The 18,829-nt window shown below is 68.2% G+C and carries 20 protein-coding genes; 8 read left to right on the top strand and 12 right to left on the bottom strand.

Annotated features, from left to right (window positions below; translation table 11 throughout):
- Positions 1-13: 13 nt before the first annotated feature.
- Positions 14-1,651 carry an acyl-CoA dehydrogenase family protein gene (locus tag B9Y82_RS13145; RefSeq protein ID WP_100473555.1) on the top strand — a complete coding sequence of 546 codons (1,638 nt, stop codon included), beginning with the start codon at positions 14-16 and terminating at the stop codon, positions 1,649-1,651.
- Positions 1,652-1,931: 280 nt separating this feature from the next.
- On the opposite strand, the gene B9Y82_RS13140 is transcribed toward B9Y82_RS13145, so the two are convergent.
- The 3 genes from B9Y82_RS13140 to B9Y82_RS13130 all read right to left on the bottom strand — a co-directional run bounded on the left by B9Y82_RS13140 (position 1,932) and on the right by B9Y82_RS13130 (position 4,140).
- On the bottom strand, positions 1,932-2,342 hold the full coding sequence (locus B9Y82_RS13140; RefSeq protein WP_100473554.1) for a hypothetical protein: 411 nt from the start codon (positions 2,340-2,342) through the stop codon (positions 1,932-1,934).
- Between the two features lie 156 nt (positions 2,343-2,498).
- Entirely contained in the window at positions 2,499-2,840 is a 342-nt protein-coding gene (locus B9Y82_RS13135) for a hypothetical protein (RefSeq protein WP_049413058.1), read from the bottom strand.
- Positions 2,841-2,964: 124 nt separating this feature from the next.
- The gene (locus B9Y82_RS13130) at positions 2,965-4,140 is read right to left on the bottom strand and encodes a thiolase family protein (protein ID WP_100473553.1); all 1,176 of its coding nucleotides are present in this window, start codon (positions 4,138-4,140) and stop codon (positions 2,965-2,967) included.
- Between the two features lie 182 nt (positions 4,141-4,322).
- Between B9Y82_RS13130 and B9Y82_RS13125 the strand changes: the two genes are divergently transcribed.
- Positions 4,323-7,166: an autotransporter serine protease gene (locus B9Y82_RS13125; protein ID WP_100473552.1), complete on the top strand. Its 2,844-nt coding sequence runs from the start codon at positions 4,323-4,325 to the stop codon at positions 7,164-7,166.
- 47 nt (positions 7,167-7,213) lie between these two features.
- Here the strand turns inward: B9Y82_RS13125 and B9Y82_RS13120 are convergent, their stop codons facing one another.
- Positions 7,214-8,311 carry a Glu/Leu/Phe/Val dehydrogenase dimerization domain-containing protein gene (locus tag B9Y82_RS13120; protein ID WP_008264553.1) on the bottom strand — a complete coding sequence of 366 codons (1,098 nt, stop codon included), beginning with the start codon at positions 8,309-8,311 and terminating at the stop codon, positions 7,214-7,216.
- A gap of 279 nt (positions 8,312-8,590) precedes the next feature.
- Between B9Y82_RS13120 and B9Y82_RS13115 the strand changes: the two genes are divergently transcribed.
- Entirely contained in the window at positions 8,591-9,667 is a 1,077-nt protein-coding gene (locus B9Y82_RS13115) for an HDOD domain-containing protein (protein ID WP_100473551.1), read from the top strand.
- Between the two features lie 3 nt (positions 9,668-9,670).
- Here the strand turns inward: B9Y82_RS13115 and B9Y82_RS13110 are convergent, their stop codons facing one another.
- From B9Y82_RS13110 to B9Y82_RS13100, 3 genes are all read right to left on the bottom strand, one after another.
- Complete coding sequence (locus tag B9Y82_RS13110; protein WP_100473550.1) at positions 9,671-11,263, bottom strand: phospholipase D family protein; 1,593 nt, start codon at positions 11,261-11,263, stop codon at positions 9,671-9,673.
- Positions 11,264-11,392: 129 nt separating this feature from the next.
- Complete coding sequence (locus B9Y82_RS13105) at positions 11,393-12,091, bottom strand: RNA pseudouridine synthase (protein ID WP_100473549.1); 699 nt, start codon at positions 12,089-12,091, stop codon at positions 11,393-11,395.
- 47 nt (positions 12,092-12,138) lie between these two features.
- Entirely contained in the window at positions 12,139-12,639 is a 501-nt protein-coding gene (locus B9Y82_RS13100) for a M48 metallopeptidase family protein (RefSeq protein ID WP_100473548.1), read from the bottom strand.
- A gap of 63 nt (positions 12,640-12,702) precedes the next feature.
- Between B9Y82_RS13100 and B9Y82_RS13095 the strand changes: the two genes are divergently transcribed.
- The gene (locus B9Y82_RS13095; protein ID WP_014647975.1) at positions 12,703-13,260 is read left to right on the top strand and encodes a DUF2058 domain-containing protein; all 558 of its coding nucleotides are present in this window, start codon (positions 12,703-12,705) and stop codon (positions 13,258-13,260) included.
- A gap of 170 nt (positions 13,261-13,430) precedes the next feature.
- Positions 13,431-13,697 (top strand): DksA/TraR family C4-type zinc finger protein, encoded by a 267-nt coding sequence (locus tag B9Y82_RS13090; protein ID WP_012480956.1) that lies wholly within the window; start codon positions 13,431-13,433, stop codon positions 13,695-13,697.
- A 38-nt stretch (positions 13,698-13,735) separates the two neighbouring features.
- Here the strand turns inward: B9Y82_RS13090 and B9Y82_RS13085 are convergent, their stop codons facing one another.
- Positions 13,736-14,329: a mechanosensitive ion channel family protein gene (locus B9Y82_RS13085; RefSeq protein ID WP_005418176.1), complete on the bottom strand. Its 594-nt coding sequence runs from the start codon at positions 14,327-14,329 to the stop codon at positions 13,736-13,738.
- 35 nt (positions 14,330-14,364) lie between these two features.
- Positions 14,365-14,544 (bottom strand): hypothetical protein, encoded by a 180-nt coding sequence (locus B9Y82_RS13080; RefSeq protein WP_100473547.1) that lies wholly within the window; start codon positions 14,542-14,544, stop codon positions 14,365-14,367.
- A 126-nt stretch (positions 14,545-14,670) separates the two neighbouring features.
- Between B9Y82_RS13080 and B9Y82_RS13075 the strand changes: the two genes are divergently transcribed.
- The 3 genes from B9Y82_RS13075 to B9Y82_RS13065 are packed head-to-tail and all read left to right on the top strand — an operon-like array spanning position 14,671 to position 16,672.
- The gene (locus B9Y82_RS13075) at positions 14,671-15,249 is read left to right on the top strand and encodes an RNA polymerase sigma factor (protein WP_100473546.1); all 579 of its coding nucleotides are present in this window, start codon (positions 14,671-14,673) and stop codon (positions 15,247-15,249) included.
- Positions 15,246-15,779 (top strand): hypothetical protein, encoded by a 534-nt coding sequence (locus B9Y82_RS13070; RefSeq protein WP_100473545.1) that lies wholly within the window; start codon positions 15,246-15,248, stop codon positions 15,777-15,779. Before B9Y82_RS13075 ends, B9Y82_RS13070 begins: the two co-directional genes overlap by 4 nt.
- A gap of 11 nt (positions 15,780-15,790) precedes the next feature.
- Positions 15,791-16,672 carry a DUF4097 family beta strand repeat-containing protein gene (locus tag B9Y82_RS13065; RefSeq protein ID WP_100473544.1) on the top strand — a complete coding sequence of 294 codons (882 nt, stop codon included), beginning with the start codon at positions 15,791-15,793 and terminating at the stop codon, positions 16,670-16,672.
- A gap of 49 nt (positions 16,673-16,721) precedes the next feature.
- Here the strand turns inward: B9Y82_RS13065 and B9Y82_RS13060 are convergent, their stop codons facing one another.
- The 3 genes from B9Y82_RS13060 to B9Y82_RS13050 all read right to left on the bottom strand — a co-directional run bounded on the left by B9Y82_RS13060 (position 16,722) and on the right by B9Y82_RS13050 (position 18,800).
- A complete protein-coding gene (locus tag B9Y82_RS13060; RefSeq protein ID WP_005410566.1) occupies positions 16,722-16,904 on the bottom strand; it encodes a hypothetical protein in 183 nt (60 codons plus the stop codon).
- An 11-nt stretch (positions 16,905-16,915) separates the two neighbouring features.
- Positions 16,916-17,209, bottom strand: a complete 294-nt coding sequence (locus tag B9Y82_RS13055; RefSeq protein WP_053462562.1) for a YkgJ family cysteine cluster protein — start codon at positions 17,207-17,209, stop codon at positions 16,916-16,918.
- A 229-nt stretch (positions 17,210-17,438) separates the two neighbouring features.
- Positions 17,439-18,800 carry an Hsp70 family protein gene (locus B9Y82_RS13050; RefSeq protein ID WP_100473543.1) on the bottom strand — a complete coding sequence of 454 codons (1,362 nt, stop codon included), beginning with the start codon at positions 18,798-18,800 and terminating at the stop codon, positions 17,439-17,441.
- Positions 18,801-18,829: the final 29 nt, after the last annotated feature.

The raw sequence follows: 18,829 nt of genomic DNA, 5'->3' as shown, positions 1-18,829 counted from the left end.
CAGGACGGACCGGATGAGTGGACCCAGCTTCAGCAGCAACGCGCCGTACGAAACCCATGTGGTGCTCAACCAGCCGCCGCCGTTCGCGGGGCGCCAGTTGTGGACTGACGACATGGCATTGATGGACGCCGCGCAGCGCGAAGGCGCTGGCAGCTTCGTGCCGCGACTGGCGGTCTATGGCGCGCTGGCGGGTGACGAGCTGTACCGGCTTGGCTTCGACGCGAACCGCGATCGACCCCGCCTGCGCACGCATGATGCGCAGGGCCACCGCATCGATGCGGTGGAGTTCCATCCGGCCTACCACCAGCTGATGGGCGCAGCGAAGCAACATGGCGTGGCGGGCCTGTCCTGGCACGAGCCGCAGCCGGGTGCGCACGTGGCGCGGGCGGCGCTGAGCTATCTGCACCACCAGGCCGAAGCGGGCACCAGCTGCCCATTGACCATGACCCATGCGGCAGTGGCGGTGCTGCAATCGCAGCCGCATCTGGCCGAGTGGGCGCGCAAGGCCGCCGCGCCGGTCTATGACCCGCGCGATGTGCCGGTGACGGACAAGGACGGCATTACCCTGGGCATGGGCATGACCGAGAAGCAGGGAGGTTCGGACGTGCGCGCCAACAGCACGCGCGCCGAACCGATCGATGGCGAGCGCTATCGCCTGGTGGGCCACAAGTGGTTCTTTTCCGCGCCGATGTGCGACGGCTTCCTGGTGCTGGCGCAGGCGCCGGGCGGGCTGACCTGCCTGCTGATGCCGCGCCGGTTGGCTGACGGCGACCGCAACGCATTCCGGCTGATGCGCTTGAAGGACAAGCTCGGCGACTGGGCCAATGCCTCCAGCGAAGTCGAGTTCTGCGGGGCGCAGGCGTGGCGCGTGGGTGAGGAGGGACGCGGCGTGGCCACCATCATCGGCATGGTGATGATGACCCGCCTGGACTGCATGCTGGGTGCGGCGGCGGAAATGCGCATGGCGCTGGCGCAGGCCCTGCATCACGCACGTCATCGCCGCACGTTCGGCAAGCCGCTGGTCGAGCACCCGTTGATGGCCAATGTGCTGGCCGACCTGGCACTGGAGTCGGAAGCGGCCACGGTATTGTCGATGCGCATCGCACGTGCGGTGGATCGGGCCGGCGTGGATGCCAACGAAGCTGCGTTGGCACGGGTGGGGACGGCGCTGGGCAAGTACTGGCTGTGCAAGCGCGCGCCGGCCTTCGTCAATGAAGCGCAGGAATGCCTGGGCGGTGCGGGCTATGTGGAGGAATCGATGCTGCCGCGGTTGTACCGGCAGGCACCGTTGAATTCGATCTGGGAAGGCAGTGGCAACATCCAGTGCCTGGACGTGCTGCGTGCGCTGGCGCGGGAGCCGGAGACGCTGGCGGCGCTGCGCGCTGAACTGGCGGCGGTGGCCGATCGTGATGCGCGCTATGCAGCGGCTTTGCAGCGTTGGGCAGCGGCGCCACCACCGGATGAGTCGCAGGCGCGGCTGTTCTGCGAGCGCACCGCGCTGCTGTTGCAGGCCGCGCTGCTGTTGCGTGCGCGCAGTCCGATGGCTGAAGCGTTCGTGCGCAGCCGGCTGGAAGGGAACCATGGGCTGGTGTTCGGGACGCTGCCGGCGGGCGTGGATCTGTCGGCGATGCTGGTGCGCGCGCTGCCGTAGGAGGCGGCCAACGGCGGTGCCCCTCGTGATGGGCGCCGATACTGTGGGTGGGGCGCGCGGGTAGGTCGCGCAGGGGCGCCGTGGATACGTCCTTGTAGGCTCGGGCGCGCCATCCATGGCGCTTGCGCCCCTGCGCGACCTGCCCGCGCGTCCTTGGACACTTTCCGTACGCGTCCACCACGGAATCAACAGAAAAAGCGGAAAGCGAAAAACAGAAAAGCCGCGGCAGTGCCGCGGCTTTTCCTGTAGCGCCGAGCCCATGCCCGGCTGGCGGTACGCCTCAGTGCTTGGCTTCTTCCTTGGCCGCGTTCGCCTTCGCGTCATTGGCGACGTCGCGGGCCTTGTCGGCCACCTTCTGCGCGGCGTTGGCGGTGGCGTCGCTGGCGTGTGCAGCGGCGTCGGTCGCGGCGTCCTTGGCCTTGTCAGCAGCGTTTGCGGTGGCGTCTGCGGCCGTGTCCAGTGCCTGCTGGGTATCGGCGGCGGCCTGCTCGGAGGCTGCAGCGGTCTTGTCGGCGGCGTCACGGGTGGCTTCTGCTGCCCTGTCGACCGCATCACGGGCGGCCGCACCAGCGCTGTCAGCGGCCTGCTGTGCGTCCTGCTTGGCCTGTTCGGCTTCCGGGCCCTTGCAGGCGACCAGGGCCAGCAGCAGGGAGGCGGCCAGCAGGGTGGTGGTGATCGGGCGAATCTTCATGGCGGTCTCCGGTACTGCAATGGATGGGGACGCCAGCCTATTCATGCCGTTGTGAAGACGGGGTCGCGATGCCAGTGGTACGCGGTGGCATCGGTGCAAAGAAAAAGCCGCTGGCGGACCAGCGGCTTTTCCAGAACAGCGTGAAGAAAGAAGTTATTACTTCTTGGCTTCTTCAGCAGCGTCCTTGGCCTGCTCAGCGGTAGCTTCGGCAGCCTTGGCAGCGTCCTTGGCTTCGCCAGCAGCAGCGTCGGTCGCAGCAGCAGCGGTGCTGGCAGCAGCATCGGTCGCAGCGTCAGCAGCGGTGGCGGCGGTGTTGGCAGCCTGCTGGGCAGCGTCGGCGGTCTGGGCGCCGGCAGCGGCGGCCTGGTCGGCAGCAGCCTGGGCTTCGGTGGCGGCTTCGTTGGCCGAAGCAGCGGCGTCCTGGGCAGCTTCCTGCTTCGAGCAGGCGGCCAGGGCCAGAGCCAGGGACATCGCGACCAGCAGCTTGTTGATGCTCATTGTGTAAATCCTCGTCGTTAGAATTAGGCAACGCGCATGCTGCGCGCCGACAACATGATGACAAGCCAAGATTGGGTGTCAAGCGATCCCGCATTCATTTTTGCGAAATCGTCGTTAAATCTTTTTAAATCAATTCGATGGCGATTGCCGTTGCTTCGCCGCCACCGATGCACAAGGTGGCAATGCCGCGCTTGCCACCGCGCGTGCGCAGGGCGTTGACCAGGGTCACCACCAGGCGTGCACCGGAGGCACCGATGGGATGGCCCAGTGCGCAGGCCCCGCCATTCACGTTGAGCTTGTCGTGCGGGATGCCCAGTTCACGCATCGGTGCCATCGCCACCACGGCAAAGGCTTCGTTGATTTCGAACAGGTCGATCTGGTCCAGTGACCAGCCTGTCTTTGCCAGCAGCGTGTGGATCGCGCCGATCGGGGCGGTGGTGAACCACTCCGGTTCCTGCGAATGGGTGGCGTGGCCGACGATGCGCGCCAGCGGAGTGATGCCACGTGCGGCCGCGTCTTCCTCGGTCAGCAGGACCACTGCGGCGGCGCCGTCGGAGATGCTGGAGGAACTGGCGGCGGTGACGCTGCCGTCCTTCTTGAAGGCCGGGCGCAGGGTCGGGATCTTGGCGATGTCCGAGCGCCCCGGCTGTTCGTCGGTGGCGACCTCGACATCACCCTTGCGGGTGGCCACCTTCACCGCGACGATCTCGTCGGCGAACGCACCGTTGGCCTGTGCGGCCTGCGCGCGCTTCACCGATTCGATCGCGTAGGCGTCCTGCTCCTCGCGGCTGAACTGGTACTTGTCCACGGCGCATTCGGCGAATTCACCCATGGCCTTGCCGTCGTAGGCGTTGACCAGGCCGTCGTGGGCCATGTGGTCGACCGCCTGGAAGTTGCCGAAGCGATTGCCGGTACGCGAGTTCGGCAGCAGGTGCGGGGCGTTGGACATCGATTCCATGCCACCGGCGACCACGATGCTGGCCGAACCGGCCTTGATCAGGTCATGGCCGAGCATGATGGTCTTCATTCCCGAACCGCACACCTTGTTGAGGGTGGTGGCACCGGTCGACAGCGGAATGCCGGCGGCGATCGCCGCCTGGCGGGCGGGCGCCTGGCCGAGGTTGGCCGGCAGCACGCAGCCCATGAGGACTTCGGAGACGTCGCCGGCCGGTACGCCCGACTGTTCCAGGGCGGCCGCGATGACGGCCGCGCCGAGGGTGGGGGTCGGCACGCCGTTGAACTGGCCGAGGAAGGAGCCGATGGCGGTGCGCTTGGCGGCGGCGATGACGATGTTGGACATGGCAATCTCGTTGATGCGTAAGCAATGTTCGGAAAGGAGACCGCAGACGTTGGAAGCGACGCGGTTTCCCGGCAGACTGCGTGGGGGTCGGCCCAAGTATAGAGGGTCGGGGAGGGCCGCCGCTGGGTGGCACCGCACACCTGCCGGGATGTAGGCAGGCCAACGTTCATGGGAAGGAATCGATGGAACGCACGATGATGGTGAGGTCCGCGCTGGCAACGGCGCTGGCGATGGCAATGACGGCATGTGGCGGCGGCGGAGGCGGCGGCAATGTCCGCATCGATCCGCCCCCGACCACCCCGACACCCCCGACCACGCCCCCTCCGACGACACCGCCTCCGGCCAAGCCGCAGGAACCGGCCTTCGACGCGCACCTGTCAGTGACCAATGCGCGTGCCGCACAGGCCGCCGGCCTGACCGGGCAGGGCGTGCGCATCGGCATCGTCGACTCGGGCGTACAGCGCAACGCAGCGGCGTTGAACGGGCGGGTGGTGGGCAACCTCAACTACATCGATCCGGCGCGCAACAACCTGCTGGTGGACGACGTGGTGGGCCACGGCACGGCGGTGGCCAGCCTGGCTGCCGGCGCGTCGGTGGGATCCTGGCCGGGCGGCATCGCCCCCGGTGCGCAGATCGTTTCGGCGCGGATCATCGCCGACAAGCCGCCCGTCGATGACGGCAGCGGCAAGGGCAATTCCTTCAGTGGCCCGCTGGGCGTGGCGCAGGTCCACCAGGACCTGATCAGCTACAACGTGAAGGTGATGAACAATTCGTGGGGCGGCCTGTACTGGACCGACCTGCCGACCACCGCGCAGGTAGCGGCCGAGTACCGTCCGTTCGTCATCAACCATGGCGGCCTGGTGGTGTTCGCGGCCGGCAACGATGCGCGCACCGAACCGAGCAGCCTGGCCGCCCTGCCCAGCCAGCAGGGCGTTGCCGGCTCGCTGCCGGCGGCCGACCTGGAGCGCGGCTGGCTGGTGGCGACCGCCGTGGATCCGTATGCACCGGGCACGCTGGCCAGCTACGCCAATGCCTGTGGCCAGGCCGCGCGCTATTGCCTGGCGGCGCCGGGCAGCGCGGTCTATCCGGACGCCAATGGCAGCACCTACTACTGGAACTACGGCACATCCTTCGCCGCGCCGCTGGTCTCCGGCGCCGCCGCGCTGGTCTGGCAGCGCTATCCGTACTTCGACAACAACCTGGTGCGGCAGACCCTGCTGGGCACCGCCAAGGACATCGGCGCGCCCGGCGTGGATGCGGTGTTCGGCTATGGCCTGCTCGACATCGGCCGTGCGATCAACGGTCCTGGCCGCTTCGATTGGGGCGATGTGGTCGCCAACGTGGATGTGGCTTCGACAGGCTCGAAGTGGAGCAACGACATCGTCGGCAGCGGCGGACTGGTCAAGCAGGGCGGGGGCACCCTGGTGCTCGCGGGCAACAACAGCTACAGCGGCGCCACCCGCATCGAGCGCGGCATCCTGTCGCTGCAGAACGGCGGTGTCATCCGTTCCAACGTGACCATCCTCGGCCAGCCCGATCCGGATTCGACCGGCCTGCAGTTCAATGGCGGTACACCGCGCGTGATCGGCAACGTGGTCAACGGCAGCAGCGTGTTCCTCACCACCGGCAACACCACCGGCACCATCGAGGGCAACTACACCCAGCAGGCGGGCGCGCAGTTGATGATCGCGCTTGGTGCCAATGCGCTGCAGGTAACCGGCAACGCCACGATCAATGGTGGCGTGCGCGTGCATGGCTTCGTCTCCGGCTATGTGCCGCAGAACGGCAGCCGCCAGGACCTGATCCACGCCGCCGGTGGCCTGAGCGGCACCTTCAGCGCCCCGGCCACTTCCAGCGGCCTGCAGGGACTGTCGCTGCTGCAGAGCAGCTATGGCTATGACAGCAACAATGCCTGGTTGAACCTGACCCAGGTCAGCGTCACGGCGGCGGCGACCGGGCTCACGGCCTCGGCGCAGTCCGCTGCGCAACGCGTGGACGGTGCGTTCAGTGCGCTCGATGGCAATACGGCGCTGCAGGGTTCGGCCTTCGGTACGGCGGCCGGTGCGCTGCAGTGGACCGGCGGTGGCAGCAAAGGGCTGGAGGCCAGCTTGCAGAGCCTGTCCGGGCAGGCGCATGCGCGGGCCGAGTCGGCCACCTTCGACAGCATCGACATGTCACGCCGTGCGATTGCCGAGCGTTTTGATCGCGTGCAGGCTGCGCCGCGCCTGCGCGGGGCCTGGCAGAGCGCGCTCGGCGAGGCCGGGCAGGGCAGCTTTGCCGGCAATGCCGCCGACAGCCGCGGTTGGATGGCCGGTCAGGACCTGCCGCTGGGCAGCAATGGGCTGATGGGCGTGGCCTTCGGCGAGACCCGCAGCAATGGTGGCAGCAGCTTCGGCGGCGATCGTGGGCGTGATCGCCAGGCGCAGGCGCAGCTGTATGCCGGCTGGAACCTGGGCCGGGGCTATGCGCTGGCCCAGGTCGGCAGCGGCCAGTTCACACGTGCGCTGGACCGCCAGCTGCTGCTGGGCGCCGGTGCCTATGGTGTTTCCGCACGTTACGGTGGACGCTTCAGCAGTGCCAGCGTCGAAGGTGGTTATCGTTTCGGGCGCTCGGGTGCGTCGTTGACACCGTACCTGGGTGCCAGCACCACGCGCGTGGATACCGATGCCTTCAACGAGCTGGGCGGGTTCGGCTTCGGCCTGCGTGGTGATGCCAACCGCGCGCAGCGCAGCCAGATGCTGGCCGGCATCCGTGGCGAGCGCGGCTGGGGGCGCTGGACGCTGCGTGGGCATGCCGAATGGCAGCAGCGGCTTGATGGTGCGGATGCGGACTGGCAGGCCAGCTTCGTTGGTGTCGATGCCTGGGCGCCGCTGGCGGGCTGGAACGCGCCGCGCGGCAGTGCGCTGTTCGGCGTGGCGCTGGAGTCGTGGTGGGGCCGTAATGGCCGCCTCAGCCTGGGCTTCGACCAGCGCGTTGGTGGCGAGGGCGCGCGCCAGGCGGCACTGCGCTACAGCACCGGGTTCTGAATGGGCGGTCGCGCCGGGACGTCAGCCCCGGCGCGACATTGGCAGGTTCAACCGCCGCGCAGGTTGCCCAGGCGCGGGGTGCTGCGGCCCAGCGGCATCTTCAGCTTGCCGATCGACAGGATGCGGCTTTCGGCGATGCGGTCGGCCGCCCGCTGCGGCGCGATGTTCTCGCGCTGCGACAGTTCGAAGATGCGGGTGAGGTTGTGATAGATGCTGCGGATCAGGCGCATCGCGCGTTCGCGGTTGTAACCGTCGATCTCCAGCGACACGTTCATCACGCCACCGGCGTTGACTGCATAGTCCGGCGCATACAGGATGCCGCGGGCGTGCAGCTCATCGCCGATTTCCAGGCTCGACAGCTGGTTGTTGGCGGTACCGCAGATGATCTTCGCCTTGATCCGCGGCAGGGTGTCGGCGTTGATCGCGCCTTCCAGCGCGCACGGTGCGAACACGTCGGCGTTCACTTCGTGGATCTCGTCCGGCTTGACCGCTTCGGCGCCGAAATCGCTGACCGCGCGATCAACCAGCGCGCTGTCCAGGTCGGTGACATACAGCTTGGCACCACGGTCGCGCAGCAGCTTGACCAGCTCCATGCCAATGTGGCCCAGGCCCTGCACCGCGATGCTGGTCTTGCCCACTTCCTCATGGCCGAACTTGAAGCGCATCGCCGCCATCAGCGCCTGCAGCGCGCCGTAGGCGGTGAACGGGGCCGGGTCGCCGGAGCCGCCATGGACCTGGTGCACGCCGGTCACGAACTGGCTCTCCAGGTAGATGTTTTCCATGTCATTGACGTCGGTGCCGACGTCTTCGGCGGTGATGTAGCGCCCACCCAGCGAGTCGACATAACGGCCGAAGGCGCGGAACAGCACCTCGGTCTTGTCCACCTTCGGATCACCGATGATCACTGCCTTGCCGCCACCGACGTTGAGGCCGGCCAGCGCATTCTTGTAGGTCATCGTCCGGCTCAGCCGCAGCACGTCGGCCAGTGCCTCGTCGGTGCTGGCGTAGGGGCGCATGCGCACGCCACCCAGGGCCGGGCCCAGGGTGGTGTTGTGGATGGCGATGATCGCCTTCAGGCCGGCATCGTGGTTGTGGCAGAACACCACTTGTTCGTGGCCGGTGGTGGCGAGGGTTTCGAATAGCATGGCGTCTCCGATGGCGCGAACAGCGGCGAACTGCAGCGAACGGCCAGTGAACGGTAGGGTCCCAAAAACAAAAAAAGCGACGTCGTCATGGCAGGGGGACGGGTCGCGCGGCGCCATTCTAGTCCATTCCCCCGGCCGCTGCCGTCGACGTTGGTGGCCGTCCGGTTAAAGAAGATGAAAGTGCGGCCGATGCTGCGACGACGGCGGGTGGCCGGATGGGCGTGAAGAGGCAGGTCGGTCAGTGATGGCAAGGGCATTACAACGACAGGGCGGGCGGCGATGACACCGGCCTGGTGGCGATCGCTGCGCGGCTGGCTGGCGCGTTCGACCGGGGCGGCACCGGCGCGGCTGGTTGCCGCGTCCCGCCAGGCGGTGGCTGCCGCTGCGGCGAGCCTGCAGGGCGAGGCGCTGCCGCCGGCGGAGATCGCCGCTCACCTGCAACGCGGTCTGCATGCGCTGGCCCTGTACCCGCGGCTGGCAGGCGAACCGGCACCTGTGCAGGACCCCGGCCTGGGCGAAGCGGTAGCGCGCGCGCTGCAGGACCGCGACTGGGCGGCCAGGCAGCTGCCCCGCCGGCCGCAGCTGCTGCCGCAGCTTATCCAGACCGTCAACGACGATGCCGCCTCGGCCCGGGTGATGGCCGCGATCATCGGCCAGGACCCGGTGCTGACCGGCAACCTGCTGCGCATCGCCAACAGCCCGGCCTACAAGGTCCACGAGCGCCCGGTCGAAAGCCTGCAGCGGGCGGTGACCCTGGTCGGCACCGAGGGCGTGCGGCAGATCATCAGTGCGGTACTGGTGCAGCCGGTGATGCAGGTGCAATGCGAGGTGTTCCCGCAGTTCAGCGCGATCATCTGGGAGCACGCGCTGCTGGCATCGCGTGCAGCGGCCGACCACGCGCGCACGGTCACTTTCGGCGATGCCTTCGCCGCGCAGTGGCTGGGCCTGGTGCAGGGGCTGGGTGCAGCACTGGTGATGCGCCAGCTGCTGCAGGAGGCGCAGGCCCGTGGCGAGGCCGTGGAGCCGGCGTTGGCCCTGCAGATGCTGCAGCAGTGGTCGTTGCCGCTGGCGCAGCGGGTGGCCGCCGCATGGGAGCTGCCTGAGCCGGTTCACCAGGCCTTGGCGGTGGATGCAGAAGGACCGTTGGCCGACAGCCTGCGCCTGGCCAGCGCCGCCGCAGCGGCCAGCCTGTTGTGCCGCCATGGGCATGCCAGCCAGAGCCGCATGCTGGCCCTGCTGGAACAGCTGCCATCGGCACCGCCGCATGCCCTGCGCTGGATCTGGCGGCGCCTGCATGGGCGCAGCGTGGAAACGCTGGATGAGGCGGCGCAGGACGATGTCGGGCCGCCCGCCTGAACGCTACAGCTGCGATTCCACCGGCAGCCAGCTGATCGCCCGCGACAACCAGCGCTTGCGCGCCGTGGCGCCCGGCTCGGCCTCCACCCAGTGCGGTGGCGGTTCTCGCTCCAGCCAGCGCAACCGGCGGCGGTCGTCCACCGCCAGCCACCAGCTGTGCCTGGGGTCAGCCAGGCGCAGGTACTCGTCCCGCAGCTGTGCGCCCAGCACCGGATCGTCGAACAGCACGCCCATTTCAGTGTTCAGATAGGCTGAGCGCGGGTCCAGGTTGAATGAACCGACGAAACCGCGGCGGTCGTCGACCAGGAACGCCTTGGTATGCAGGCTCGCGCCGCTGCTGCCGAAGACCCCGGCGTCGCCGGACTGCCCCTGCGCCTTCAGTTCGTACAGGTGGACGCCGGCGTCGAGCAACGGCACGCGGTAGCCCATGTAGCCACCGTGCACGGCGGCGACGTCGTTGGCGGCCAGTGAGTTGGTGATCACGCCGACCTGCACGCCCCGCCCGGCCATGGCCGAAAAGCCATCCAGGCCCTCGTTGCCGGGTACGAAGTAGGGCGAGATCAGCAGGGACTTGTGCCGGGCGGCCTGCAGCTCGCTGATCAGCGTCGACACCAGCCAGGCCCCGCGATCATCGTCGCGGTGCTTCATCGGCGGGTCCGAGACAATGCGCACCGCACCACTCCAGTGCAATGGCTCGGGGCTTGGACGCTGCCGTTGGCGCGATTCGGCCACGCGCGCAAGGTAGGGCCGCGCCACGTCCCGCTGCGCTTCATGGTCCGATTCGCGGACCAGCAGGCGCAGCTGTGCATCGGTATGGAAGGCTAGCGCCGATACTGGAATGGCTGCTTCACTGTTCCAGTAGTCGTCGAAGATCCGATTGGCCTGTTCCACGGCAGGGCCGGCCACCAGCAGGTCCAGATCCTGGAAGTTCACATCGGTGCGTGCGCTGAAGTATTCCTCGCCGATGTTGCGGCCACCGACGATCGCGACGCGGCCGTCGGCAATCCAGCTCTTGTTGTGCATGCGATGGTTCACGCTGAAGAAGCGCTGCACCATCTCCACCATGCGCAGGATGCCGGTCCGGTTGCGGAACGGGTTGTAAAGGCGGATTTCAATGTTCGGGTGCCGGTCCAGGGCCATCATCAGCGCGTCCTTGTCCTTGGCATTCATGTCGTCGAGCAGGATCCGCACGCGCACCCCGCGCTCGGCGGCGTCATGCAGCGCCTTGGCCATCAGGTGGCCGATCAGGTCGTCGTGCCAGATGTAGTACTGCAGGTCCAGGCTGCGGCCGGCCTGGCTGGTGATCAGCGCGCGCGCGGCGAAGGCATCCAGGCCATCGCTGAGGAAGGCCACGCCGGACTGGCCGGGATGGGCCGCCTGCAACGGCACGATCTGCTGGTCGATGCGGGTCTGCGCCGGCTGCAGCGGCAGCACGTGCGAGGGGGTGCCGTGCGCCTGCGGCGTGAGGTGGTCGGCCAGCAGCAGGCCGGACAGGACCAGCAGCAACAGCGCGGCGATGACGATCGCAGCGATGCGCATCAGGCGTCGCCACAAGGGTTTGGGCAGGCTCATGCCCCGATGGTAGATCCACGCCATGGGTGAAGGAATGCCTGCAGGATCGATAGGGGGTCAGAGCCCTTGCCTGCGGCAAGGGATCCGACCCCGAGAGGGCGTCACCGATGGGTCGGATCCCTTGCCACAGGCAAGGGCTCTGACCCGCATACCTCAGAACCGCTCGTCGCTGCCCAGATAACGCCACTGCGCCGGCGGCAGCGGCCCCAGCGCCACGCGCCCGATACGCAGGCGGCGCGCGGCAGTGACCTGCAGGCCGGCGGCGCTGACCGCCACACGCAGGCCCTTGGCCGTCAGGCCCTTGCCGGCGAAGCGCAGGCGCTGCTCGCTCTGCCAGCTGACCTTGGCGCCGCCGGATTCCTGCTGCAGCCGCGCCAGCAGCCACGGGCCGCGCTCGGGGCCGCCTTCGGCCACTTCGATCAGGTATTCCTGCTCGGTGCGGCCCAGGTTGCGCTGCAGGTGGGCCAGCGTGGCCGGGTCCTGGCTGACCACCACCAGCCCGCTGTCGCTGGCCGGAAGCGAGGCGGCCAACTGCAGGCCGTGGAAGTGACGCTGCAGCGGACGGATGTCGCTGGCATCAAGTTCGCTGCGGCTGTCACTGCTGACCAGCGCGCACAGGGTTTCGGCGGCGACACCGGCCGGCTTGTGCAGCAGCATGCTGACCCGTTCGGCCTTTTCATCGCTGGCCTGTTCGGCCACCACGATCACTGCGCTGTCATCGACCGGGCGCTGCGGCTGTTCCACCACGTCGCCGTTGACCGTGACCCAGCCGCCTTCGATGTAGCGTCGCGCTTCGCCGCGCGGGATGCCGAGCAGGGCGGACAGGCGTTTGTCGAGACGGATCGGTTCCATGATGGGCAGGTCGGGCAGGGGGCGCGCAGTGTAGCTGCTGCGGCCGGTCAGCGCTGGCTGCGGTTGGCCAGCTCGGTCAGGTACAGGCGGGTATCGAACTCCAGCTGCAGGTAATCAGGCTCCATGTGCTGGCACAGCTGGTAGAAGGCCTTGTTGTGGTCGGCTTCCTTCAGGTGGGCCAGCTCATGCACGACGATCATGCGCAGGAATGCCGCTGGCGCCTGGCGGAACACGGTGGCGATGCGGATCTCGCGGCTGGCCTTGAGGCGGCCGCCGTGCACGCGGGAGATGGCGGTATGGGTGCCCAGCGCGTGCTTGATCACTTCCAGCGTGTTGTCGTAGCAGACCTTGTTGAGTGGCACCGACTTGCGCAGGTAGCGGTCCTTCAGGTCCTGGGTGTAGTCGTACAGCTGGCGGTCGCTGCGCACCTCATGCGGGTCGGGGTAGCGCTGTTGCAGCCAGGGGCCAAGCTTGCCCTGCGCCAGCAGTTCGCTGACCTGTGCGACCAGGGGTTCGGGATAGCCGGTGAGGTACTTCAGGACTGCCATGCAGGGGCGGCGGGGCGTCGGTAGAATGGGGACATCCAAGATTACACGCGGTACGCACCGACCATGGCAAAGCCCAACGCGCTGCAGGAACAATTGCTCAAGGCCGGCCTGGCCAAGAAGTCGCAGGCCAGCGCCGCCGCGCGCGAGCAGGCCAAGGCCCGCCAGGGCAAGGCCGAATCGACGTCGGCCGAGGTCCAGCGCGAGGCTGAACGCGCCCGCGCCGAGAAGGTCGAGCGCGACCGTGCGCTGGCCGCCGAACGCAACGCCCAGGCCAGGCAGGCTGAACAGAAGGCCCAGGCCAGGCAGATCATCACGGCCCATGCCGTACCCCACAAGGGTGACGACGAGTACCGCTTCAGCGACGGCGCGGCGATCCGCACGTTGCTGATCGACCCCAAGCTGCGCAAGGCGCTGTCGGTGGGCGTGCTGGTCATCGTTGCCCATGGCGAGGGCTATGCCCTGCTGCCGCGTGCTGCCGCCGAGAAGGTGCGTGAGCGCGCCCCGGAGGCGATCATCGTCGACCACGGCCAGCCGGGCTCGACCGCCGAGATCTCCACCGGCAACGCCGAGGACGACGCCTATTACGCGCAGTTCCAGGTGCCGGACGACCTGGTCTGGTAAGCAAAAAGGGGACGGAGGGGATTAAGCCGCAATCGGCCTGATCGGATCCGCCCACGCTCTGTTCGTCATCCTGAAGAGCCGCCGAGCATGGCTCGGCTCCACATGAAGGCCTGTCTTTTTGCCGGGGTGTATCGTCCCCATATCAGGCGACACACGTGCGGAGGATGGCCATGGCCACCGGTTGGGCGGGAGACGGCGCGGTCCAGGACCAGATTGACGCCACCGTCGATGATGCGATCGCCCGCGCGCGGCGCCAGCTGCGCCAGGGCCCCGGTCTGGAACACTGTGAGGAATGCGACGCGCCGATCCCGTTGGCGCGGCGCCGAGCCGTGCCCGGGGTGCGGCTGTGCGTGGCGTGCCAGCAGGCGCATGACGATGAAGAACAGGCGCATGCCGGTTACAACCGGCGCGGCAGCAAGGACAGCCAGTTGAGGTAAAGGTTGTTCGGCAGGGCGCAGCCCTGCCGAACCCCCCCTCAGCCATCGCCCTGGATGCCGCCGGGGGCCTGCGCCGGGTCGCGCCAGCGGCGCACCGTGCGCTGGAAGAACAGGTTGTTCGGCAGCTGCAGCACCGTGCCTTCGTGGCCGTCGCCGGTTTCCTGCAGCGTGGTGTAGATCAGGTTCACGTCGATCACCCGGCCCTTCAGGCCCGGCTTCTCGCCGTTCTCCAGCACCTCGATGTAGTCGTGCAGGCGGAACGGACGCGTGGTGAAGATCAGCAGCGTGCAGAAGATGTTGGACAGCACGCTCCACGCCGCGAAGAAGGCGACCGCGCCCACGGCAGCGAAACCGGTGAAGGCGGTCCACAGCACCGAGGGCTTCGCGCCAAGCAGGCTGAGGATGTACAGCAGTGCACTGAAATAGACCACGAAACTGGTGATCCGGCGCGCGCCCATCACCATTTCGGGCGGCAGCGTGTAGTGCTCGGCGAAGCGGCGGATCAGGCGACGGGCGAGCACGCGCAGGAGCCACGCGACCAGCAACACCAGTACGATCTGCAGGGCGACGCCGGCGTAGTTCAACCACGGGTGGGACCAGGCGGGCAGGTGATCCTTCAGCGACAACATCATGGGGCGACTACGGAGGGGGGAAACGGCCCCCGATGTTACCCGGCGCGTGCGGGGGATTCGACCGCCGGGGTCCAGGCCAGGCACACCACCTCCTGGCGATGCTGCTGCAGGCAGGCGCGGCCATTGCCGGGACGCAGCTGCAGTGACAGGCCCAGCGCCTGCAACAGGACGCAGGCAGTGATCACCAGCAGGGCGGCGCAGGATGGGCTGGACATGGCAGGACTCCTGGACGGCAATTTCGCGAAGGACCCTCCATGGATGCAGCAGTCATCAAAAAGGTTGCATGGCATCGACCATGGATGGGCTCTAAACCTTTTCCCGGGTCGCCGCATCCAAGCGATATGCTCGACACCACCATGCCCGCGCCGCCTGCCGCCAACGACCCCGTCGACGAACCCGCCCTGGTGCGGGCGGCGGTCGCCGGCGATACCGCGGCCTACGAACTGTTGTACCGGCGCCATGCGCCGCGCGTGTTCGCCGTGCTGTGGCGCTTGTGTGGCGGCCAGCAGGCGCGTGCCGAAGATGCCTTGCAGGAAGCCTTCCTGCAGGCATGGAAGGCGCTGCCGGGGTTCCGCTTCGAAAGCAGCCTGTCGACCTGGTTGCACCGGCTGGGTGTCAACGCTGCGCTGATGGAACTGCGTGGGCGCGCAGCCGGGCAGGACCACGACAGTCTTGATGATGTGGACGGAGGACTGCAGGAACTGGCGGTGCACGACCGCTGTGCCGGGACCGAACGCGACCTCGAACGGGCGCTGTCGACGCTGCCGCCGAGGGCGCGCGCGGTACTGGTGCTGCATGACATCGAAGGCTGGAAACACCAGGAAATCGCCGAGCAGCTGCAGATGGCAATCGGCAGTTCCAAGGCACAGTTGCATCGTGCGCGCGGTTTGTTGCGTGCACGGCTGGGAGACATGACATGAGTACACACGAACACGATTCCGACCCCGATCTGGTGGCCCGACTTCGCGCGCTGCCGCCCGAACGCAGCGTGCCCGCCGATGGCTGGGCGCGGTTGTCGGCGCAGCTGCCGCCGCGTGAACCGCAGGCGGGGCCTGTGCTGGCCGACAACGTGGTGGCGCTGCCCGCTCGTTCGCGTCGGCGCTGGTGGTTGCCGGTGGGTACGGCGTTGGCGGCCAGCCTGGCGGTCTACGCGGTGGCGCCATGGCGCCATGCGCAGCCGGACGCGCCGGTGCCGTCTACCCTGCAGCTGCAGGCCGCAGCGATGACCGAGCAGTACCGGCAGGCAGTGGCCTCGTTGCCTGCGGGCCGGGCGCCGGAATGGCAGCCGGCGCTGCACGAACTCGATCAAAGCGCGGCACAGATCCAGGCCGCACTGGCGCAGGATCCACGTGCGCCGCACCTGCTTGGCCAGCTCAAGCGCACCTATGCGCTGCGGCTGGAATTGACCCGGCAGGCGGCCTATGCCGCCGAGTCCGGCCTGACGACCTGAGGAGCCCCCCGATGACACGAACCCTGATGACCTGCTGCGCTGCGCTGTTGTTGCTGCCCGCGGTAGCCCTGGCTGAGACCCGGATCGACGAGCGCCACAACCTGGCCACTGGTGGCCGCATCGAACTGAGCAACGTCGCCGGCAAAGTGACCGTGCGTGGCTGGGACCGCAATGACGTGCAGCTCACCGGTACGCTCAGCGACGGCCTGCAGCTGCGCCAGGAGAAGAGTGCCAACCGCGTGCGCTGGGAGATCGAATATCCGCGTCGCAACAACAACGGCGGCGCGACGCTGGTGCTGAACTTGCCGCGCTCGGTGGAACTGCTGCTGAGCACGGTCAGTGCCAGCCAGGACATCAGCGGCATCGATGTGCGCCGCCTGCAGGCCGACACCGTCAGCGGCAGCCTGAGCGCTTCCGGTCGCAGCGGCGACAGCAAGCTCAATACGGTCAGTGGCGGTGTCAGCGCGCGCCTGCAGACCCCGAAGCTGGATGTGAACACGGTCAGCGGCCGCATCGACGCCGGTGGCGGCGTGTCCGGTGATATTGGTGCACAGACGGTATCCGGCCGGGTCGAGGTGGATGCCGGGCGGGTGCAGCGGCTGGCAGTGGAAACCGTGTCGGGCAGCATCGACCTGTCGGCGGCCGGGCTGGCGCCGGGGGGGCGTATCAACGTCGAATCGGTGAGTGCGTCGGTCAACCTGCGCCTGCCACGCTCGGTGTCGGCGCAGCTGTCGGTGAACAGCTTCAGCGGGTCGATCAACAGCGATGCCGGCCAGGTGGAGCGGCCGCGCTACGGCCCCGGGAGCCATCTCGATACACGGCTCGGCAGTGGCGACGGTGACATCCGCATCCAGTCGCATTCGGGCAGTGTCCGGGTAAGTCTGGATCGCTGAGCGCGATCCGGCAGGCCGCGGCGGCAGCGCCGCCGCGGTCGGAGCTGGGTCAGCTGGCTTTCTTCAGCGCCCAGGTGGTGCCGAGGACTTCGATCTTGCCACCGGCCTTGCGGAACGCTGCCAGGTCCGAAGCGATCGAATCGCTGCTGACCACGGTGCTGGCGGCCGCGCCCTTGCGTTCGCTGCGGATGCTGTTGCTGGCCTTCGCGGGGGTCTTTGCCTTGCGGGGCATGGTTGCTCCTGTCAGGTGGAAGGGGAGGAAAGCGCCCAGGCGTCGGCCTGGCGCAGGTAGTCCTGCCGCTCGCGGCGGCAGTCATCGCCGCCCATCGAAAACTGGCGGCAGATCGCCGGGCGCTGCGAATAGATCGTGCAGCGCAGGTGATAGGGATCGATCGCCGCGCACCAGCCTTCCTCGTTGCGCGCCATCACGGCACGGCCGTGGGTGTCGCGTGACAGGAACTGGCCGGGCACGTGGTCGCCGGGCTGCAGCAGCACGGGCAACCGGCAACAGACCGCGTCACAACGGCGGCAGTCGATGGGTGCAGGTGCTGCGTCAGGTTGTAAGGCCTCAGGGGCCTGGCGGGTGCCCAAAGCGGGTCTCGATGGCGGCTCAGGTGGGACGCGGACCATGAACGAGCCAGAAAGGCATGGCCGCCAGGCCCGCAGGGCGGGCCTGGCTGCACCGTGGACACACACCGGCGTGGCCGATGGAAGGTGCAGCGAAGTTCTAGCCGACCAAGAGTAACTTAGACCGCGTAACGTTTTGTTAATCCTGGCTGGCTGCCGCCAGTGCCAGGCCCTGGACCACGCCCAGCGAGGGTTCGCCGTGGACCATGCGGGCGCCCGGGAACGCGGCCGCCACCGCTTGGCGCAGGTAGCCGGCGCGGGACATGCCGCCGGTCAGGAACACGGCATCCGGGTCGCCGCCGATGTCGCTGCGGACCTGGGCCAGCAGCTCGCGGATCTGCTCCAGGTAGCCATGGGCGGCGGCGGCCAGTCCATCGGCGCTGCTGTCGGCATGCAGGTCGCGGGCAATGTAGTCCAGCGTGCTGCGGTGTTCGCTGACGGCGCTGAGGGCGATCTTGGCACGCTCGACGTCGCGGTACAGGCGCGCGGTATTGCCGGTGTCCTGCAGGGCCTGCAGGCGCGGGCCCCATGGAGCGTCGACGTGGTCGTACGTGTGCTGGCGGAAATCGCGCTGGCGGGTCATGTCCTGCACGGTGGCGGCTTCCACGTAGTGGTGGGCGGGCACGCGGGTGAGGCCGCGGCCGAACAGCGGCATGTAGCTGGACAGGCTCAGCGCCAGATCGATATCGGTACCGCCACGGGCGATACCCCAGGCGCGGTGGATGCGCGGGGCGTCGTCGCCGCCGACCTCGGCATGGGCGATGTCGGTGGTGCCACCGCCGATGTCGACGATCACCGCCTGGTGCCGCTCGCGGCTTTCGGCGTGGTAATGCATGGCCGCCGCGGCTGGCTCCTCGAGGAAATCGATCTGGTCGAAGCCGGCCTGGGTGGCCGCTTCGCGCAGGATGTCCAGCGCCTGGTCGTTGCCGGCGGCGCCGATCGAACTGCGGAACTGCACCGGGCGCCCGAGCAGGGCGGCGCGCAGCGGCTGGCCGAGCTGGGCGCTGGCGGTCAGGCGGATGTGTTCGAGAATGTGCGCGGCGATGCCGGTGATGGTCTGCTTCGCGCGCGGGTGCAGGTTGTAGCCGAGCATCGACTTCGGGCTCTGCACCAGGTTGCCTTCGTGTTCTTCGAAATAGGCTTCCAGCGCTTCGTCACCGTAGACCGCGTTCTGCAGCAGGTCGCTGGCGCTGCGTTCCTTGCCGGCGCGGGCTTCCATCCATTCCCGGCGCAGTGCGCGCAGGGCTTCGCGGCGCAGGGCCTGCGGCGTGCGCTCCTGGCCGGCGGCACGCGCCGCGCGCGCGGCGCTGTCGATCATCTGCTGCAGCTGGTGTTCCTGGCCGTCGTCGAGCTGGAAGTCGTCCGGGTCGGGCACCACGCCGGGGAAATACACGCTGGTGCGGAACTGCTCGGCGTCGCCGAAGCGGATCGGCAGCAGTTTCCCCTCATGCACGATGGCGGCGGCGGAGTTGCTGGTACCGAAGTCGATGCCGAGGCGCATGGGGAGGTCCGGGGGCGATCAGGGGCCGC

Source organism: Stenotrophomonas maltophilia (assembly GCF_002799155.1).
In the GTDB taxonomy this organism is placed as follows: Bacteria; Pseudomonadota; Gammaproteobacteria; order Xanthomonadales; family Xanthomonadaceae; genus Stenotrophomonas; species Stenotrophomonas maltophilia_R.
Note: the sequence above shows the minus strand (reverse complement) of the source record. Positions and strands in the feature narration are given on the sequence as shown.

What these genes read in the sequence shown, in the direction of transcription:
- B9Y82_RS13145 (WP_100473555.1), top strand. Translation starts at nt 14, where the DNA reads ATGAGTGGACCCAGCTTCAGCAGCAACGCGCCGTACGAAACCCATGTG.
- B9Y82_RS13140 (WP_100473554.1), bottom strand. Translation starts at nt 2,342, where the DNA reads ATGAAGATTCGCCCGATCACCACCACCCTGCTGGCCGCCTCCCTGCTG.
- B9Y82_RS13135 (WP_049413058.1), bottom strand. Translation starts at nt 2,840, where the DNA reads ATGAGCATCAACAAGCTGCTGGTCGCGATGTCCCTGGCTCTGGCCCTG.
- B9Y82_RS13130 (WP_100473553.1), bottom strand. Translation starts at nt 4,140, where the DNA reads ATGTCCAACATCGTCATCGCCGCCGCCAAGCGCACCGCCATCGGCTCC.
- B9Y82_RS13125 (WP_100473552.1), top strand. Translation starts at nt 4,323, where the DNA reads ATGGAACGCACGATGATGGTGAGGTCCGCGCTGGCAACGGCGCTGGCG.
- B9Y82_RS13120 (WP_008264553.1), bottom strand. Translation starts at nt 8,311, where the DNA reads ATGCTATTCGAAACCCTCGCCACCACCGGCCACGAACAAGTGGTGTTC.
- B9Y82_RS13115 (WP_100473551.1), top strand. Translation starts at nt 8,591, where the DNA reads ATGACACCGGCCTGGTGGCGATCGCTGCGCGGCTGGCTGGCGCGTTCG.
- B9Y82_RS13110 (WP_100473550.1), bottom strand. Translation starts at nt 11,263, where the DNA reads ATGGCGTGGATCTACCATCGGGGCATGAGCCTGCCCAAACCCTTGTGG.
- B9Y82_RS13105 (WP_100473549.1), bottom strand. Translation starts at nt 12,091, where the DNA reads ATGGAACCGATCCGTCTCGACAAACGCCTGTCCGCCCTGCTCGGCATC.
- B9Y82_RS13100 (WP_100473548.1), bottom strand. Translation starts at nt 12,639, where the DNA reads ATGGCAGTCCTGAAGTACCTCACCGGCTATCCCGAACCCCTGGTCGCA.
- B9Y82_RS13095 (WP_014647975.1), top strand. Translation starts at nt 12,703, where the DNA reads ATGGCAAAGCCCAACGCGCTGCAGGAACAATTGCTCAAGGCCGGCCTG.
- B9Y82_RS13090 (WP_012480956.1), top strand. Translation starts at nt 13,431, where the DNA reads ATGGCCACCGGTTGGGCGGGAGACGGCGCGGTCCAGGACCAGATTGAC.
- B9Y82_RS13085 (WP_005418176.1), bottom strand. Translation starts at nt 14,329, where the DNA reads ATGATGTTGTCGCTGAAGGATCACCTGCCCGCCTGGTCCCACCCGTGG.
- B9Y82_RS13080 (WP_100473547.1), bottom strand. Translation starts at nt 14,544, where the DNA reads ATGTCCAGCCCATCCTGCGCCGCCCTGCTGGTGATCACTGCCTGCGTC.
- B9Y82_RS13075 (WP_100473546.1), top strand. Translation starts at nt 14,671, where the DNA reads ATGCTCGACACCACCATGCCCGCGCCGCCTGCCGCCAACGACCCCGTC.
- B9Y82_RS13070 (WP_100473545.1), top strand. Translation starts at nt 15,246, where the DNA reads ATGAGTACACACGAACACGATTCCGACCCCGATCTGGTGGCCCGACTT.
- B9Y82_RS13065 (WP_100473544.1), top strand. Translation starts at nt 15,791, where the DNA reads ATGACACGAACCCTGATGACCTGCTGCGCTGCGCTGTTGTTGCTGCCC.
- B9Y82_RS13060 (WP_005410566.1), bottom strand. Translation starts at nt 16,904, where the DNA reads ATGCCCCGCAAGGCAAAGACCCCCGCGAAGGCCAGCAACAGCATCCGC.
- B9Y82_RS13050 (WP_100473543.1), bottom strand. Translation starts at nt 18,800, where the DNA reads ATGCGCCTCGGCATCGACTTCGGTACCAGCAACTCCGCCGCCGCCATC.